Source organism: Teichococcus deserti (assembly GCF_001982615.1).
GTDB classification, from domain to species: domain Bacteria; phylum Pseudomonadota; class Alphaproteobacteria; order Acetobacterales; family Acetobacteraceae; genus Pseudoroseomonas; species Pseudoroseomonas deserti.
In genome coordinates, this window is the sequence record NZ_MLCO01000190.1 from 1 (window position 1) to 17,515 (window position 17,515).

A 17,515-nucleotide genomic window follows, 5' to 3' on the forward strand; every position below is an offset into this window, starting at 1 on the left:
AGCGCGGGAACCCGTTCGGCGGCTGCTTCCCCGCGCCGGCGCGGTTGCCGCGCCAGGTGGTCAGGTCGGTTTCCAGCCGCACGCGGTCGCCGATCTTCCAGCTGAGGCCTTCGGTCGCGGTGAAGGTCTTCACGTCGGCCATGCCGCCGTCCTTGTAGCCCTGCAGCGCGACGCCACGGCCGCGCACCATCTCGGGCACCTGTTCCAGCGGGAAGACCAGCAGCTTGCGGTTCTCGCCGATGATGGCGACGCTGTCGCCGTCGACCGGGATCAGGCGGGCGGCCTCGGTGGGGCTGTCGACCAGCAGGACCTGCTTGCCGGTGCGCTTCTCGGCGACCAGGTCGTCGGACTTGACGATGAAGCCGCGGCCGTCGGTGGCGGCGACGAGGAATTTCTTCGAGTCTTTCCAGACGAAGAGGGTGACGACCTCGTCCTCGTTGGTCAGGTCGACCATCAGGCGCAGCGGCTGGCCGTCGCCGCGGCCGCGCGGGATGGTGTCGGCCTTCAGGGTGAAGCACTTGCCGTTGGTGGCGAAGAGGCAGAGGCGGTCCGTCGTCTCGGCATGCAGCGCGATGCGCAGCTTGTCGCCTTCCTTGAACTTGTGCTCGGTCTCCGGCGGCTGGTGGCCCTTCACCGCGCGGATCCAGCCCTTCTCCGACAGGATGACGGTGATCGGCTCGCGCTCGAGGAAGGCACGCTCGTCGATCACCACGGCGGCCGGGGCCGCGTCGATGGTGGTGCGGCGGCGGCCGATCTCGGTCTCCTCGCCGAAGCGGGCGCGGGTGGCCTCGACCTCCTCGGCGATGCGGTTCCAGCGACGGGTCTCGCTGCCCAGCAGCGCCTGCAGCGACTTCTGCTCGGCGGTGAGCTTCTTGTGCTCCTTGCGGATCTCCATCTCCTCGAGCTTGCGGAGCGCCCGCAGCCGCATGTTGAGGATGGCTTCCGCCTGGGTGTCGGTCAGCGAGAAGGCGGCGATCAGGGCCGGCTTCGGATGGTCCTCCTCGCGGATGATGCGGATCACCTCGTCGAGGTTGAGGTAGACGATCAGATAGCCCTCGAGGATCTCGAGGCGGCGGGCGATGGCGGCCAGGCGGTGGTTGCTGCGGCGGACCATCACCTCGTGCCGGTGGTCCAGCCAGCTGCGCAGCACCTCCTTCAGCCCCATGACGCGCGGCGTCCGGCTGGCATCCAGCACGTTCATGTTGAGCGAGAAGCGCGATTCCAGCGGCGTCGCGCGGAACAGCGTCTCCATCAGCACGGCGGGCTCGACGGTGCGGCTCTTCGGCTCCAGCACGATGCGGACCACGTCGGTGCTCTCGTCGCGGACATCGGCCAGGAGGGGAAGCTTCTTCTCCTCCATCAGCTGGGCGATCTGCTCGATCAGGCGCGACTTGGCGACCTGGTAGGGGATCTCGGTGACGACGACCTGCCAGGCGCCGTTCTTCAGCGCCTCGCGCTCCCAGCGGGCGCGGATGCGGAAGCCGCCGCGGCCGGTGACATAGGCCTCGCGCACCGCCTCCGGGCTTTCGACCAGCAGGCCCCCGGTCGGGAAGTCGGGGCCGGGGACGTGGCGCAGCAGGTCGGTGACCTCGGCCGCCGGGTTGCGGATCAGCTCGAGGGCGGCGGCGCAGAGCTCGCCCGCATTGTGCGGCGGGATCGAGGTCGCCATGCCCACCGCGATGCCGGCCGCGCCATTGGCCAGAAGGTTCGGGAAGGCGGCGGGCAGGACGATCGGCTCCTGCTCCTCGCCGTCATAGGTGGCGCGGAAATCGACGGCATCCTCGTCGATGCCTTCCAGCATCGCCTTGGCGATCTCAGTCAGCCGCGCCTCGGTGTAGCGCATGGCGGCCGCGTTATCGCCGTCGATATTGCCGAAATTGCCCTGGCCTTCGACCAGCGTGTAGCGGGCGGCGAATTCCTGGGCCATCCGCACCATGGCCTCGTAGATCGAGGAATCGCCATGCGGGTGATACTTGCCCATCACGTCGCCGACGATGCGGGCGCATTTCTTGAAGCCGGCGGAGGGGTCGAGCCGCAGCTGGTGCATGGCCCAGAGCAGGCGGCGATGCACCGGCTTCAGCCCGTCGCGCACATCCGGCAGCGAGCGCGCCGTGATGGTCGACATGGCATAGGCCAGGTAGCGCTCCGACAGCGCCGCCGACAGGTTGGTCGGCTTGACGGCGCCGCCCTCGGGAAGCGTGTTGATGTCGTCGGGCATGGGCACTCCGCTGCAGTCGACCAGAAGGGTGTCGGCGCCAGGCATCGCCGGCGCCCTGCGGGGCTAGCGCAGCCGCGCCCCCAATACCAGCGTTGCCGCGCCCCACGACCCTGAACATAGCATGAACCGCGACCGGCGCCAGCGGCCGCGCTCAGGCCACACGATGGCGTCAGGCCGGGCCGGGACGGATCGACGTGCCCGGCGGCCGATACCAAGCTTGGCTGACAATCAGGCCGCGCCACCGTTTCGGGAAGGTGCTGCCACCGGAAACACGCATCCAGGAAGGAGCCGCGCATGAGCGCCAGCGCCGCGCATCAGGACGACCCCTATCACCTCGACCCTGCCGCGGTGCAGGAGGCGCCGACCGGCTGGGGCCAGTCGCTGAAGCATCTCGGGCCCGGGCTGATCCTCAGCGCCTCGATCGTGGGCTCGGGCGAGCTGATCGCGACGACGACGCTGGGCGCCAAGGCCGGCTTCGCGCTGCTCTGGATGGTGATCTTCTCGACCTTCGTGAAGGTCGCGGTGCAGGTGGAGCTGGCGCGCTGGACCATCTCCACCGGCCAGCCGGCGCTGACCGGCTACAACAAGCTGGGTCCGCATGTGGCGGGGATCGGCTGGATCAACCTGCTCTGGGCGCTGATGGCGCTGAGCAAGGTGCTGCAGATGGGCGGCGTGATCGGCGGCACCGCCATCGCCTTCTCGATCCTGCTGCCGCTGGGCGGGCCGCCGATGGAGGCGACCTCGATCACCATCTGGACGGTGATCGTGGCGCTGGGCAGCATCGCGCTGCTCTGGTCGAACAGCTACAGCCTGATCGAGAAGGGGGCGACGGCGCTGGTCGTCATCTTCTCGCTGGTCACCATCGCCATCGCGCTGGGCCTGCCCTTCACCCCCTATGCCTATGGCATGGACGACCTGGCGACGGGGCTGGCCCTGACCATCCCAGTCGGCGCGATCGGGGCGGCCATCGCCATGTTCGGCATCACCGGCGTCGGCGCCGACGAGCTGACCTTCTACACCTATTGGTGCGTCGAGAAGGGCTATGCCCGGCATGTCGGCCCGAATGACGGGTCGGAGGCCTGGAAGCGCCGCGCCCGCGGCTGGATCCGGGTGATGTACAAGGACGCCTTCGTCTCCTGGTGCATCTACACCTTCGGGACGCTGGCCTTCTTCATCATGGGCGCTGCCGTGCTGAACCCGCAGGGGCTGGTGCCGCAGGGCAACGAGATGATCACCTCGCTGTCGCGCATGTACACCGACACGCTGGGCGAATGGGCCGGCATTCTTTTCCTCATCGGCGCCATCGCGGTGCTGGGCTCCACCCTCTGGGCGGCGGTGCCGAGCTGGTCGCGGATGTACGTCAACCTCTTCGCGGTGATGGGGATGCTGGACTGGCACGACCCGGCGCAGCGGCTGCGCTGGATCCGCGGCTTCACCATCGGCCTGCCGCTGGTCTGGGGGGTGGCGTATCTGTTCGTGCGCTCACCGGTGCTGATGATCCAGATCGGGGGCGCGGCGACCGGCGTCTTCCTGCTGGCCGCCGTCGTCGCCGTCTGGCACCTGCGGCAGACCGAGACCGACCCGGCGATCCGCGGCGGCACGGTCTTCAACGCCCTGCTGGGGGTCAGCAGCGTCGCGATCGTCCTGCTCGGGGCCTATACGGGGCTGAGCGTCTTCGGCGTCGTGTGAGGCCGAGGGGGGCCGGCAAGGCCCCCCTCCATCCGGTCAGGCCAGGCAGGCGTCGAAATGCCTCGCCACGGCCTGGACATGCGGCTCGGTGATCATGCTGAGATGGTCGCCGGGCGCCTCCAGCACCACCAGCCGCCCGCCGCTGACCCGGCGCCAGACCGGCTCGGGGTCGAATTCTCCGGCGTCGCCGGCGCGGATGAAGACCAGCTTCCCGTCATAGGCGCCCGGCTTGTAATGGGTGAAGGCGGTCAGCGCGGCGCCGCGCACCGCGCGCAGCGCCGGCGGGATATGGGCGTCGCCGATCTGCGCCCCGGCCAGGTCGGGGCGCAGGGGCGCGCGGCCCAGCTTGATGCGGAGCCGGTCCAGCATCACCCGGCCCTTGTCGGCCAGATAGCCCAGCCGCTCCTCTGGCCTCCGGGTCAGCAGCCCCTGCAGGTGGCGCAGCGGCCGCATCGCCCGGTAGCGCAGCCACTGCCGCCCGGGCAGGAAGCGGGCATGCACCAGCGTGTCGATCATCAGCACCTGGTCGACCTGCTGGCCGGCGGCGCGCAGCTGCCGGGCGATCTCGAAGGCCACCATGCCGCCGAAGGAATGGCCGCCCAGCGTATAGGGGCCCTCCGGCTGCACCTGGCGGATCAGCGGGATGTAGTCGCGCGCCATGGCCATGATGCAGCTGTGCGGCGGCTGCCCCGCCTCCAGCCCGCGCGCCTGGATGCCGACCAGCGGACGCCGGCTGGCCAGCGCCTTCTGCAGCGGCGCCAGGTCGAGCACCGCGCCCGACAGGCTGTGGATCATGAACAGCGGCCGGCCCTCGCCGGGCTGCAGATGCACCACCTGGCGCGGCCCCTCAGGCAGCGGCGCGCCCAGCGCCTCGGCCAGGTCGCGGAAGCGGGCGCCCTGCAGCAGGATGGTGGCGGGCAGGTCGATGCCGGTCAGCCGCTGCAGCTCGGAGAACAGCCGCGCCGCCATCAGCGAGCTGCCGCCAAGCTCGAAGAAGTCGTCCTCCGGGTCGATCTCGGCCATGCCGAAGATCTCGGTCCAGACGGCGCGCAGCACCTCCTCCGGGTCCTTGCCCATCGGCGCGGCGCTGTCGGCGAAGAGGCGGGACAGCAGCGCCGGATGGGCGCGCAGCGCGTCGAGGCATTCCGGATTGGCCAGGGCGCCCAGGTTGCGCGGGGGCAGGCCGTTGACCAGGTCGGTCATCGCCGCCTCGGACTGCTTGCCGCTGCTGGTCAGCGGCAGGGCGTCGACCGGCAGGATCAGCTCCGGCACATGCGCGGCCGAGGCCTCGCGTGCCAGCACGCGGCGGATGCGCCCCGTGAGCGCCGAGGTCAGCGCGGCGCCGGGCCGCAGCACGACCAGCAGCACCAGGCGGCCATCCGCGAATTCGGCCGGCGCGCGCTGCTCCACCGCCATGACCCCGGCGAGCTCCGGCCAGCCGGCCAGCAGGCGGTAGATCTCGGCCGGGCCCACGCGGATGCCGCGGATGTTCAGCACCCCGTCGGAGCGGCCATGCAGCCGGGCGCCGCCGGTCGGGCCGATCGCCACCCGGTCGCCCTGGGTCCAGAGCCCCGCATTCTGCGCGAAATAGGCCTTGTGGAAGCGCGCGCCCCCCGGATCGTTCAGGAAGCCGAGCGGGCGGGAAGGGAAGGGGGTGGCGCAGACCAGCTCGCCGACCGGGGCGTCCGGTGTCGCGCCATGGGCGCGGATGTCCATGGCGAGGCTGGCGCAGGGGCTTTCGCCGGCGCGCACCGGCAGATCAGGTCCGCCGAGCACGAAGCAGCCCAGGATGTCGGTGCCGCCGGAGATGGAATGCAGCGGCACGGGCTTCACGTTGTCCCAGACCCAGGCGAACTGGTCGTCCTGCAGGATCGAGCCGGTGGACAGCACCAGCCGCAGCGGCCGCAGCGCATGGCTCGCCGCCGGCACCAGCCCGGCGCTGGCCGAGAGCCGCAGATAGGGCGGGCTGGTGCCGAAGACCGTGATGTCTTCCTGCGCCACGATGTCCCACAGGGTGGGGGCGGCGACCGGCCCGTCATAGGCCAGGATGGCGGCGCCGGCGCCGATCGCCGAGACCTGCCAGTTCCACATCATCCAGGAGCAGGAGGTCTGGAAGAACAGCCGGTCGCCGGGCCGCAGGTCGGCATGCAGCCGGTGCTCCTTGGCATGCTCCAGCAGCGCGCCGCCGGCGCCGTGCAGGATGCATTTCGGCCGGCCGGTGGTGCCGGAGGTGAACATGATCACCAGCGGCTGGTCGAAGGGCAGCTGCGGCCAGTCCGCCTGCAGCAGCGGCGCACCCTCCAGCATCTCTTCCAGCGTGGTGGCGGGGACGGCGAAGCCGGTGATGTCGCCCTCGTCCAGCGCGACCACGCCGCGCAGCGAGGGCAGGCCGGCGGCAAGGCGGGCGATGCGCTCCGGGACCGGCATGCCGGTGTCGAAGGGGCGCGGCGCCAGATGGGCGAAAAGCAGGCTGGGCTCGATCTGGCTGAAGCGGTCGATCACCGCCTCCGCCCCCATCTCGGGCGCGGCGGTGGACAGGCTGGCGCCGATGGCGGCGGCGGCCAGGAAGACCACCACCGCCTCGGCGCCGTTGCGGCTGACCATGCCCAGGCGGTCGCCGGGGCCGATGCCCAGGCGCTTCAGCGCGCCCGCCACCCGCTCCACCCGGTCGCGCAGCTCGGCCCGCGTCAGCCGCTGCGTGGCGCGGCCATGCTGGACCGCGACCAGCGCCAGGCTGGCATCGTCGAAGGCCGGCGACAGCAGGTTGTCGGCGAAGTTCAGCCGGAGGTTGGGGAAGAAGCGGGCGATCTCGATGGCGTCGCCCTCGCAGGCAGGCTGCGCCGCGCCGCTGCAGCGCAGCCCGGACCAGGCGAGGAAGGCTGTCCAGAAGCCGCGGAAGTCACCGATCGCCCAATCCTGCAGCGCCGCCTGGTCAGCGAAGGAACGGCCCTGGCGTTCCGCCAGGAACTGGCAGAACTGGCGCAGCTGCGACGGGCTCTCGGCGCGGGGCTGGGGGAAGAGGATGCGGCCCGCCATGGGCTCGGTCGGAGCGAAGAAGGGCTGGGCGGCGGCTTCGTGGCGTCCATAGGCCATTGCGGTTCGGATCCCTTGTCGGCGGACAAGGAGAGAATATTGCCGGGATGAAACCGAAACCAATTAAAAACCGGGACGTTTCGGCGATTTTCAGTCGTTTTCTCGCGGCGATTTTTCTAACCAAGCCGTGATTTTTCTTTTTTCTTTTTTGATCGAACGGATTTATTTCTTTCCGCGCAAAAAACTGCAGATTCCTTGTTCATGAAGAAAACTTCATGATTGCGGAAGGCGCGTCGACCGGTCCGCCTATTCCGGTGTTCCTGCGATAATCCGCATCACGGAACGGGACTCCGGCGGTGTCGCCCGACCGCGCTGCCAGCCGTCGGCAACGCGAGAATTGCCAGGCTGGCGCCGGATCCGGCGCGAGGCTCAGCGTGGGGCGTGCAGCCGCGCCAGCTCCTGCTTCAGCTCGGCCAGGATCGCCTGCTGCGCCTCCAGCTGGGCATGCAGCCCCTCGATCCGCATGCGGTCGAGCTTCTCGTGCAGCGCCATGATCTCGATCTCGGCCTTCAGGTTGACCTCGTAGTCATGCGCCGCGACCAGCCGGTCCTTCGCGCTCTGCCGGTTCTGGCTCATCATGATGATCGGCGCCTGCAGGGCGGCGACCATGGACAGCACCAAGTTGAGGAAGACGAAGGGGTAGGGGTCGAAGGGCCGCGTCAGCAGCAGGACGTTCACCCCCACCCAGACCACCAGCACGCCGATGCAGATCAGGATGAAGGTCCAGCTGCCGCCGAAGCTGGCCACGCGGTCGGCGATGCGGTCGCCGAAGGACAGGCGCTCGGCGAAGGCCTCGTTGGTGTCGTGGCTCAGCGGCCGGCGGGTCAGGGCGCGGCAGAGGGCGCGGTGCTGCGCCTTGCCGATGGTGGCGCCGCGGCCGAACCAGCGCTCGGCCAGGGCGCGGTATTCGGCGCTGTCGGGGTCGGGCGGATTGTCGCTCATGGAGCCACCTCGGGGGTATCCGAAACAGACCCGCCGCGGAACCAGGTGCCGAGCTCAAGCCAAGGGCGGGCGTCCCAGAAACTCGTCGCCAAGCCCGAGGTCGAAGGCAGGACCCAGAGTTCGGGAAAGCCTGGACGTCTCGACTGGCGGCCGTAGGTCAGGCTGCTGGTGCGCTGGCGAAGAAAGGCAGCGGCGGGCGCCTTGGCCGTGAAGGCGACAGCCACGGGCTGCACTTCCTTGATCCGGCGCTCGAAGCCTTCCGGATCATAGGCGCCTGGCGGCAGCTCGGAGTCGTTGCCAAAGCTGTGCTTCGCCATATCGGTGAGCCCGATGCGGTATTGCAGCAGTGTTCGGAACTCCGCCGGCTGCAGCTGTCGTTCCGTCAGACCGGCCGTGGCCAGGATGCGCCAGAACTTGTTGCCCGGATGCGCGTAGTAGGCGCCGACGGCGGCGGCACGCTTGCTGGGTGCCGAGCCGCAGAAGACGAGCCGAAGCCCCTTCTCGAGGACGTCCGGCAGGATGTGGGCTGGATCAGCTGGCAGCATGGGCGGTTCGCTCAGAAGGGGGCAGCAGCGCGGAAACCCGGTCGACCAGCCGCTGCCGCGCCGCCGGCACCGGCCGATGCCGCCCGCCGAAGACGTCGCGCGCCAGGAAATGGCCGGTGACGGAAAGACCTTTCAGCCATTCGGCCGGGTCGCGCTCGTCCTGGCCGCCCTGCAGGAACAGCGGCAGCGGCAGCAGCCGGTCGCGATAGGGTTCCGCCGCCTCCCGGCAGACGGCGCGGCCGCTGCGCGGCGAGACATGGGTCAGGTCATCGCGGCGGCCCGTGACGGCGCAGGCGGAAAGATCGAGGGAGAAGCCCAGGCTTTCCAGCAGCAGCGCCTCGTAGCGCACGTAGTCCGGCAGCAGCGCCGGCGCGCCGCGGCCGAGATTGGCCATCAGCGTCAGCAGCCCGGCGAAGACCCGGGGCTGCGCCTCGCGCTCCGGCAGGGCATCGGCCGACAGGGCGCAGGCGGCGTTGAGCAGGGCCAGGGTCAGCTTCTCGTCGAGCGCCAGCGCCGCGGTCGGATGCACCATCTCGCCGCGCATCGCGCCCAGATGCTCGGCGGCGCGCCCGGTCCAGCGCACCTCCACCAGGTTGCCCGGCTGCCACAGCCCGGCCTGGGCGCGGGAGCCGCCGCCATGCGCGAGGCCCGCATGGCGGCCATGCTCCTCGGTCAGCACCTGGACGATGGCGCCGCCCTCGCCATGCGGCCGGGCCTCCAGCACGATGGCGGGGGCCTGCCACTCCATCAGCGAAGCAGGACGCTGTTAGCCGGCATCGTCCAGGCCGATGGCGCGGAGGCGCGCGCGTTCCTCGTCCCAGCCCTGGCGTTCCTTGACGTTCAGGAACAGGTGGACGCGGCGCTCCAGCAGCTTCTCGAGCTCCGAGCGGGCGCGCTTGCCGATCTCGCGCACCCGGGCACCGCCATCGCCGATCAGGATCGCCTTCTGGGTGGCGCGGCCGACATAGATGGTGCAGTCGATCCGCACCGAGCCGTCGCGCCGCTCCTGCCACTGCTCGGTCTCGACCGTCGCGTGATGCGGCACCTCTTCATGCGTCTGGCGCAGGATCTGCTCGCGCACGATCTCGGCCGCCAGCATGCGCTCCGGCAGGTCGGACAGCTCGTCGTCCGGGAACAGCCAGGGGCCGTAGGGCAGCCGGCCGGCCAGAGCCTGCAGCAGCCGGTCGAGCCCGTCGCCGGTCTCGGCCGAGATCATGAAGGTCTCCTCGAAGGAGAGCTGCTCGTTCAGCGAGGCGGTCAGCGGCAGCAGCCGCTTGGTGTCGATCAGGTCCGACTTGTTCAGCACCAGCCAGATCGGCACGCGCGAGCGCTTAAGTACAGAAATGATCGACTGCACCGCCTCGGTCATGCCGGCGCGGGCATCGACGATCAGCAGCGCGACATCGGCATCCTGGGCGCCTTCCCAGGCGGCGGCGACCATGGCGCGGTCGAGCCGCCGGCGCGGGGCGAAGATGCCGGGCGTGTCGGTCAGCACGATCTGCGTCTGGCCCTGCATCACCACGGCGCGGATGCGGAAGCGCGTGGTCTGCGGCTTGGGCGAGACGATGCTGACCTTGGTGCCGGCCAGGCGGTTGACCAGGGTCGACTTGCCGGCATTCGGCGCGCCGACCACGGCGACCAGGCCGCAGCGGGTCTGGCCCGGGATCGGCGCCTCGGCGGCGGGAGAGGAGGGAGGAGGTGTTTCGTCGGTCATGATGCTGTGCTGTCCAGTCCCGCGAGCCAGGCCTCGGCGGCCGCCTGCTCGGCGGCACGCTTGGAATCGCCCTGGCCTTCCGTTTCGCGCCCGCCGGCCCGCACCGCCACCACGAAGAGCGGCTGGTGCGAGGGGCCGGAGGCGGAGACCAGGCGATAGGCGGGAAGTCCCTCGGCGCGGCCGAGCGTGTGTTCCTGCAGCCGGCTCTTGGCCGACATGGGGGGCGTGTGGTCGGCTTCCAGGAAGCCGGGCCATTCGGCGCGGATGAAGCGGCGCGCCGCTTCCAGCCCGCCATCGAGATAGAGGGCGCCGATCAGCGCCTCGGTGGCGTCGGCGATGACGGTGGCGCGGCCGCGCAGGCCGGTGCGGCCCTCGGCCGGGGGGATGCGCAGCGCCGCCGGCAACCCGATCGCCTCGCCCACCTTGGCCAGCGTCTCCGCCGCGACCAGCACGGAAAGCCGCTTGCCGAGCGCCCCTTCGCGCTCGGTCGGGAAGCGCTCGGACAGCCATTCGGCCATCACCAGCGCCAGCACGCGGTCGCCCAGGAATTCCAGCCGTTCGTTGGAATCGAGCATCTGGCGGCGCGGATCGGCGGCCGAGCGATGCGTCAGCGCCTGCGACAGCAGGCCAGGGTCGTTGAAGCGGTGACCCAGCCGGGACATGAAGCCGGCCCCGGCCGGCAGCGCGGGACCAGCGTTGCTCATGCGAACCGGGTCCTCACCGCACCGCCGAGAAGAGGCGGTTCCAGCGGATGGCGAAGGGCCAGGCCCACACCTCCCACCAGGCGGCGGTGCCGTCGACACTGAAGAAAATCATCTCGGCGCGGCCGACCAGGTTCTCGACCGGGACAAAGCCCACCGCGTTCATCTCGCGGCTGTCGAGGCTGTTGTCGCGGTTGTCGCCCATGGCGAAGACATGGTCGGGGGGGACGACGAATTCGGCGGTGTTGTCGTAGGGCCCGTCATCCGAGGCCTCGAGGATCTCGTGCCGGACGATCGCGCCGGTGCCGGCGGGCGGCAGCGCCTCGCGGTAGCGGCGGACGGTCATGCGCGGGCCGTCGCCCTCGACCGTGTAGAGGCCGAGGCTCTCGCGCGGCACCTCGGTCCCGTTCAGGAACAGCCGGCCGCCGCGCATCTGGATGCGGTCGCCGGGCAGGCCGACGATGCGCTTGATGTAGTCGGTGCTGTTGTCGCGCGGATACTTGAAGACGGCGACGTCGCCGCGCGCCGGCAGCGCGCCCAGCACTCGGCCCTCGAACAGGTTCGGGCTGAAGGGCATCGAGTGCCGCGAATAGCCATAGGCGTATTTCGAGACGAACAGGTAGTCGCCCACCAGCAGGGTGGGGATCATGCTGCCCGAGGGGATGTTGAAGGGCTCGAAGGCCACGGTGCGGATGCCGATGGCGATGAGCCCGGCATAAACCACGGTCTTGATGCTTTCGAGCCAGCCGCCCGTTTTCTTGGTCATCGGAGGGTTTGCGCGAGGCCCCGCTTCGGTACGCCGCGCCAGCCGCCGCGACCCAGAGGGGGGGTAGAGCGCGGCTCAGCCCCGGATGTCAAGGAAAGGCCCGTCATGCCGGGATTGCGGCCCCATCCGCGGCTCCCTCCAGGCCGAAGGCCCCGGCCAGCAGGCGGACGGAGTCGCGCCGCGCCGCCGGGTCGTGCACCGGGGTCAGCACCGCGACCTCCTGGGCGCCGAGCTCTTCCGCCAATGCCTCCAGCCGCCGGCGCACCACCTCGGGCGTGCCGATGATGGCGCGCGCCTGCAGGCGCTCGATCTTCTGCCGCTCGGCCTCGGTATAGGGGTGGGCGGCGGCCTCTTCCGGGGTGGGCAGCGGCGGGTAGATGCCGCGGTCGCGCGACAGCCGCCACAGCGCGCGGGAGGAGAACAGCCGCGCGGCTTCCGCCTCCGTCGCGGCGCAGAGGGCGAAGACGGCGAGCGCCGCATGCGGCGCTTCCAGCCGGCCGGGCAGGGCCCGGAAGCTCTGGCGGTACTGGGCCATGGCGACCTCCGCCCCGCCGCCATCGGTGATGAAATGGGCGAAGCAGTAGGGCAGGCCCAGATAGCCCGCGAGCTGCGCGCCGTATTCCGAGCTGCCCAGCATCCAGACCTCCGGCCGGGTCGGCACCTCGGGCTGGGCGCGGATGCTGGCGAAGGGGTGGTTCACCGGCAGCCCGTCGCCGAGCCAGCCCAGCACCTCCTGCACCTGGGCGGGGAAGCGGTCGGTGCCCTGGTTCATCGCCTGGGCGGCGGCCGGGTTGAGGGCGAAGGCGGTGCGCCCGTCGCTGCCCGGCGCCCGGCCCAGGCCGAGATCGATCCGCCCGGGCGCGATCGCCTCCAGCACGCGGAACTGCTCGGCCACCTTCAGCGCCGCGTAATGCGGCAGCATGACGCCGGCCGAACCGATGCGGATGCGGCGGGTGGTGGCGGCGATGGCGGCGATCAGGATCTCGGGGGCGGCGCCGGCATGGCTGTCGCTGTTGTGGTGCTCGGCCAGCCAGTAGCGGGCATAGCCCAGCGCGTCGGCCAGCTGGGCGAGGGCCAGGCTTTCTCGGATCGCCGCATCGGCGCCGCGGCCGCTGGCGATGGTGGACTGGTCGAGGATCGACAGAGCGAGGGCCATGGCGACCGAGCTTACAGGAGCGGCGCCGCCTGCCCAGGGGGCCAGGCGGGGACTCCGTTGCAGGGCCGGATTGACGCTGCCGATCGTCTGGCGAAATCATGACCGAAAGGTCACTCGATTCGTGCCGAGGCTTGCTCCGTGTTCATGTTCTGCGGCTCCTCCACCGTCCGGCAATTCCAGCGGGATTTCCCGGGCCGCTTCTCCTACAACGTCTTCTCGGGCGCCTCGATCAAGGGATTGCCGCGGCTCGGCTCCACCGTCGGCCATGGCGAGGTCATCCGCCACCTGGCCCGCGCGCCGCAGCGCAAGAAGCTGTTCCTGATGCTGGGCAATGCCGATACCGACTTCGGCTACTATCATGGCCTGGCCGGCGGCGGCACCGACGACGCCGCCGCCTTCGCCGCCGAGCGGGTCGGGATCTACGGCCAGTTCCTGACCGCCCTGCTCGAGGAAGATGACGGGGCGGGGCTGATCGAGACCATCGGCGTGCTCGGCCTGCAGCCCTCGCCGCTGCTCGACGCGCATTTCATCGACGTGGTGGTGGGCCATACCCGCGCCTGCCGCGACTCCCTGCGGGCCGCCGGCGACCGGGTGGATCTCGGCCATGCGGCGCGCATCGCCCGGGTCGTCGATTTCAACGACCGGCTCGCGGCCGGGCTGCCGCGCCACCCCAAGCTGCGCTTCTTCCGCATCGACCATGCGATGCTGGACGATGCCGGGAGTTTGATCGGCCGTTTCTTCCCCTCCCATCCGCATGAGCACCACGCGGTCAAGAACGAGACCTTCCGCGAGTGGCGCCAGGTGCTGGCCCCGGAAATCGCCTGCTACCGGAAGCGCTGAGCGGCGTTACCCCGCGGCAGGCGGCTGGATTTCGCGGCGGACCCCGCCCAGACTGAGGCCTGCCGCCGCAGGGGAGGGGTTTCGATGCGCCAGCGTCCATCGCAAGGGGTGAGGCTCACCCGCCGTGCCGGCCTTCTGGCCATGCCCGCTCTGGCGCTGGCCGGCGGGGCCAGGGCCCAGGGCCAGGCCGTCACCGTCGGCTCCAAGCTCGACACCGAGGGCGCGCTGCTGGGCGAGATGATCGCCCAGCGGCTGGAGGCGGAGGGCGTCACGGTGAACCGCCGCCTGCAGCTCGGACCGACGCGGATCGTCCGCCAGGCGCTGCTGGCCGGCGAGCTCGACCTCTATCCCGAATACACCGGCAACGGCGCCTTCTTCTTCCAGCTGGAAAGCGACCCGGCCTGGCATGACCCCGCCGCGGCGGCCGAGAAGGTCCGCAGCCTCGATCTGGAGCGCAACAAGCTGGTCTGGCTGCGCCCGGCGGCGGCCAACAACACCTGGGCCATCGCGCTGCGCCAGGATGTCGCAAAGTCGGCGGGGCTGACCTCGCTGGATGGCCTCGCCGGCCATATCGCCAAGGGCGGCGCCTTCAAGCTGGCGGCCTCGGCCGAATTCGTCGAAAGCCCGGCGGCGCTGCCGGCCTTCCAGAAGACCTATGGCTTCACCCTGCCGCCCGACCGGCTGCTGGTGCTGGCCGGCGGCGACACCGCGGTGACCATGCGCGCCGCAGCCGAAAAACTGAACGGCGTCAACGCCGCCATGGTCTATGGCACCGACGGCGCCATCCAGGCGCTGGAACTGGTGGTGCTGGCCGATCCGAAGAATGCCCAGGTGGTCTACCAGCCCGCCCCGGTGGTGCGGCAGGCGGTGGCCGAGCGGCTGCCGAAGCTGGGCGACTGGCTGGATCCGCTCTTCGCCTCGCTGTCGCTCGAGGTGCTGCAGAAGCTCAACGCCCGCATCGTGGTCGATGGCGAGGCGCCGCGCGCCGTGGCGGCCGCGCATCTGAAAGGCCTGCCCCGCTGAGCCTGGCGCTGGGCAGCGCGGCCGCCGAGCCCGCGGCCCGGCCGGGCCGCGGCGCGCCGGCGGCGGCGGTGCTGGCCGGGCTCGCGGCGGCGGCGCCCTTCCTGCTCGGCCTGCTGTCGCTGGCGCCGAACCGGCTGCTCAGCCCGCGCCCGGCTGGCCTGCCGCTGACCACGCCGGTTCTTCTTTCCATCGCCGTCTTCCTGCTGGCGGGGCTTGGGCTGGCCCTGGCCGCCTGCCGCGCCCGCAGCCTGAGGCTGGCCGAGCTTCTTGCGGTGGCCATGATGCTGGCGCTGCTGGCCAGTGCGGGCATGGCGGCGGAGGCCCTGCTGCGCGACGCCTCCGCCTCGGCCCGCGCCATGCCCGCCGCCGGCTTCTGGATGTCTGTCCTGCTGGTCTGCCTGGCGGGCGGCGCGGCGGCGGCCGGACGCGGCGCCGCGCCCAGCCTGTTCTGGGCCGCCAGCCTGCTCGGCGGCAGCGCGCTGCTGCTGGGCGGCGGGCTGGAATCCCTGTCGTTGCTGAAGGAGGCCGCGGCCCGCGGCCCCGAGATCCGTGCGGCGCTGGCGCAGCACCTGGCCCTGTCCGGCGGCGCTTTCCTTCTCGCTCTGCTGGTGGCTGGCCCCGCCGCGCTGCTGGCACTGCGCCATCCCCGCGCCGAGGCGGTGCTGATGGGCGTGGCCAATGCCGTGCAGGTGGTGCCCTCCATCGCGCTCTTCGGGTTGCTGATGGCGCCGCTCGGCGCGCTGGTGGCGTTCTTCCCCGTGCTGCGCACTTGGGGCATCGGCGGCATCGGCCCGGCCCCGGCGGTGCTCGGGATCGCGGCCTATCTGCTGCTGCCGCTGGCCTCCAGCTTCCTGGCCGGGCTGCGCCTGGCGCCGCCGGCCCTGCTGGAAGCCGCGGCCGGGCAGGGGATGACCGACCGGCAAATCCTGCGCGCGGTGCGGCTGCCGATGGGCGCCGGGGTGATGCTCGGCGGGCTGCGGCTGGCGGCGGTGCAGGCGGTGGGGCTGGCGACGCTGGCCGCGCTGATCGGCGGCGGCGGGCTGGGCGCGCTGATCTTCCAGGGCATCGGGCAGCTGGCGGCCGACCTGATCCTGCTCGGCGTGCTGCCGGTGGTCGCCCTGTCGCTGGCCGCCGACGCGCTGCTGGCCGGCGCCCAGACGGCGCTGGGGGCGCGGGCATGATCCGCTTCGAGGCCGTCTCCCGCCGTTTCGGCCAGGGCCGTCCGGCCGTGGACCGCGTCACCCTGGAAGTGCCGGCGGGGCAGATCGGCGTTCTGCTGGGCGAGAGCGGCTCCGGCAAGTCGACCCTGCTGCGCATGGCCAACCGCCTGGTCGAGCCGGATGCCGGCCGCGTCCTGGTCGCCGGCCGCGACATCGCCGGGCAGCCGGTGGAGGAGCTCCGCCGCGGCATCGGCTATGTCATCCAGTCGGTCGGGCTGTTCCCGCATTGGACGGTCGCGCGCAACATCGCGACCGTGCCGCGGCTGCTCGGCTGGGAGGCTTCGCGGATCGCCGCCCGGGTCGATGCCCTGCTGCGGCTGGTCAACCTGCCGCCCGAAGAGTTCCGCGACCGGCTGCCGGCAGAGCTCTCGGGCGGCCAGGCGCAGCGCATCGGCCTGGCCCGGGCGCTGGCGGCCGATCCGCCGTTGCTGCTGATGGACGAGCCCTTCTCCGCCCTCGACCCCGGCACCCGCCGCGACCTGCAGGCCGAGCTGCGCCGCATCCATGCCGAGACCGGCAAGACCATCCTCTTCGTCACCCATGACGTGGAGGAGGCGCTGGTCCTGGCCGACCGCCTGGCCGTCCTCGACCACGGCCGCCTGCTGGCCGAGGGCGTACCGCGCGACCTGCTGGCCGACGGCGCTGGCCCGGAAATCCGCCGCCTCTTCGGCGAGAGCGGCCTGGCGCTGCACCGCCTGGCCACCCGCGCGGCCGCCGCGCTGGCCACGCCAGGCGATGCCGCCTCCCTGCCGGCCCTGCCCGAAGGTGCCACGCAGAAGGACGCCCTGCTGCTGATGCTGGAGCAGGGCGCGCGCGCGGTCGCCGTCGCCCCCGATGCGCTGCTGCGCTGGGACGACCTGGTGCGCGCCCGATGAGGCGGGGCCTGGCGCCGCTTTTCTTCAATCTCTCCGCCTTTGTCGCCGCGCTGGCCGTGGCCCCCTACACCGCGCCGCTCTGGCGCTGGCTCTTCCCCGACTTGCAGCGGCCGCTCTGGGACAGCCGCTCCTGGTTCGCGCTGCTGGCCGAGCATCTGGCGCTCGCCCTTGGCGCCGCGCTGCTGGCCGGGCTGATCGGCATCGGCGCCGGCGTGCTGGCCACCCGCGGCGCCGGGCAGCGGCTGCGGCCGCTGTTCGACGCGCTTTTCGCCCTGGCCCAGGCGGTGCCGCCGATCGCCGTCATCGCGCTGGCCCTGCCGCTGCTCGGCTTCGGCGCGGCGCCGACGCTGCTGGCGCTCGTCCTCTATGCCGTGCTGCCGGTGCTGCGCGCCGCCATCGCCGGGCTGGAGGCGGTGCCGCCGGCCGTGCTGGACGCCGCCCGCGGCACCGGCATGGGGCGCCTGCGCATCCTGGCCGAGGTCGAATTGCCGCTGGCCCTGCCGGTGATCGGCGCCGGGCTGCGGGTGGCCCTCGTTCTCGCCATCGCCACCACGGCGGTCGGCGCGGTCGCCGGCGCGCAATGCCTGGGGACGCCGATCGTCACGGGGCTGGCCAATGGCAATGCCGCCTGGGTGCTGCAGGGGGCGATCTTCACCGCCTGGCTGGCGCTGATCGCCGATCGCGGGCTGCGCTGGGCCCTGGCCGGCTGAGCCCCGCGCGGGAATCAGGAAAA

General features: G+C 71.5%; 15 protein-coding genes. 6 read left to right on the top strand and 9 right to left on the bottom strand.

All coding sequences use genetic code 11. The features are described 5' to 3' along the window. The coding region (gene parC, locus BKE38_RS18610) for a DNA topoisomerase IV subunit A (protein WP_076958768.1) at positions 1-2,218 on the bottom strand (2,218 nt) is incomplete at its 3' end. Positions 2,219-2,512: 294 nt separating this feature from the next. On the opposite strand from parC, the gene BKE38_RS18615 reads away from it, so the two are divergent. Continuing rightward, positions 2,513-3,907, top strand: coding sequence for an Nramp family divalent metal transporter (locus BKE38_RS18615; RefSeq protein WP_076958769.1), 1,395 nt, complete (start codon positions 2,513-2,515; stop codon positions 3,905-3,907). A gap of 36 nt (positions 3,908-3,943) precedes the next feature. On the opposite strand, the gene BKE38_RS18620 is transcribed toward BKE38_RS18615, so the two are convergent. The 8 genes from BKE38_RS18620 to BKE38_RS18655 all read right to left on the bottom strand — a co-directional run bounded on the left by BKE38_RS18620 (position 3,944) and on the right by BKE38_RS18655 (position 12,824). Then, positions 3,944-7,000 carry an acetoacetate--CoA ligase gene (locus BKE38_RS18620; protein WP_076958770.1) on the bottom strand — a complete coding sequence of 1,019 codons (3,057 nt, stop codon included), beginning with the start codon at positions 6,998-7,000 and terminating at the stop codon, positions 3,944-3,946. Positions 7,001-7,369: 369 nt separating this feature from the next. Continuing rightward, positions 7,370-7,942: a DUF1003 domain-containing protein gene (locus BKE38_RS18625; protein ID WP_076958771.1), complete on the bottom strand. Its 573-nt coding sequence runs from the start codon at positions 7,940-7,942 to the stop codon at positions 7,370-7,372. Then, complete coding sequence (locus BKE38_RS18630; protein WP_076958772.1) at positions 7,939-8,487, bottom strand: mismatch-specific DNA-glycosylase; 549 nt, start codon at positions 8,485-8,487, stop codon at positions 7,939-7,941. Before BKE38_RS18630 ends, BKE38_RS18625 begins: the two co-directional genes overlap by 4 nt. Then, a complete protein-coding gene (recO, locus tag BKE38_RS18635; protein ID WP_076958773.1) occupies positions 8,474-9,235 on the bottom strand; it encodes a DNA repair protein RecO in 762 nt (253 codons plus the stop codon). The genes BKE38_RS18630 and recO overlap by 14 nt, the downstream gene beginning before the upstream one ends. Before the next feature lie 18 nt (positions 9,236-9,253). Beyond that, entirely contained in the window at positions 9,254-10,201 is a 948-nt protein-coding gene (gene era, locus BKE38_RS18640; RefSeq protein ID WP_076958774.1) for a GTPase Era, read from the bottom strand. Continuing rightward, the gene (gene rnc, locus BKE38_RS18645; protein ID WP_076958775.1) at positions 10,198-10,905 is read right to left on the bottom strand and encodes a ribonuclease III; all 708 of its coding nucleotides are present in this window, start codon (positions 10,903-10,905) and stop codon (positions 10,198-10,200) included. The genes era and rnc overlap by 4 nt, the downstream gene beginning before the upstream one ends. 13 nt (positions 10,906-10,918) lie before the next feature. Beyond that, positions 10,919-11,668, bottom strand: a complete 750-nt coding sequence (lepB, locus tag BKE38_RS18650; RefSeq protein ID WP_076958776.1) for a signal peptidase I — start codon at positions 11,666-11,668, stop codon at positions 10,919-10,921. A 103-nt stretch (positions 11,669-11,771) separates the two neighbouring features. After that, a complete protein-coding gene (locus BKE38_RS18655; RefSeq protein ID WP_076958777.1) occupies positions 11,772-12,824 on the bottom strand; it encodes an LLM class flavin-dependent oxidoreductase in 1,053 nt (350 codons plus the stop codon). A gap of 138 nt (positions 12,825-12,962) precedes the next feature. Here BKE38_RS18655 and BKE38_RS18660 point away from each other — a divergent pair, with 138 nt between their 5' ends. The 5 genes from BKE38_RS18660 (at position 12,963) to BKE38_RS18680 (ending at position 17,492) form a co-directional block, all read left to right on the top strand. Further along, positions 12,963-13,664 (top strand): hypothetical protein, encoded by a 702-nt coding sequence (locus BKE38_RS18660; RefSeq protein ID WP_131829644.1) that lies wholly within the window; start codon positions 12,963-12,965, stop codon positions 13,662-13,664. 84 nt (positions 13,665-13,748) lie between these two features. After that, on the top strand, positions 13,749-14,687 hold the full coding sequence (osmF, locus tag BKE38_RS18665; protein WP_076958779.1) for a glycine betaine ABC transporter substrate-binding protein OsmF: 939 nt from the start codon (positions 13,749-13,751) through the stop codon (positions 14,685-14,687). Positions 14,688-14,755: 68 nt separating this feature from the next. Beyond that, positions 14,756-15,868 carry an ABC transporter permease gene (locus BKE38_RS18670; protein WP_242662465.1) on the top strand — a complete coding sequence of 371 codons (1,113 nt, stop codon included), beginning with the start codon at positions 14,756-14,758 and terminating at the stop codon, positions 15,866-15,868. Then, positions 15,865-16,782: an ABC transporter ATP-binding protein gene (locus BKE38_RS18675; RefSeq protein WP_076958781.1), complete on the top strand. Its 918-nt coding sequence runs from the start codon at positions 15,865-15,867 to the stop codon at positions 16,780-16,782. Before BKE38_RS18670 ends, BKE38_RS18675 begins: the two co-directional genes overlap by 4 nt. Continuing rightward, entirely contained in the window at positions 16,779-17,492 is a 714-nt protein-coding gene (locus BKE38_RS18680) for an ABC transporter permease (protein WP_076958782.1), read from the top strand. The genes BKE38_RS18675 and BKE38_RS18680 overlap by 4 nt, the downstream gene beginning before the upstream one ends. Positions 17,493-17,515 lie beyond the last annotated feature (23 nt).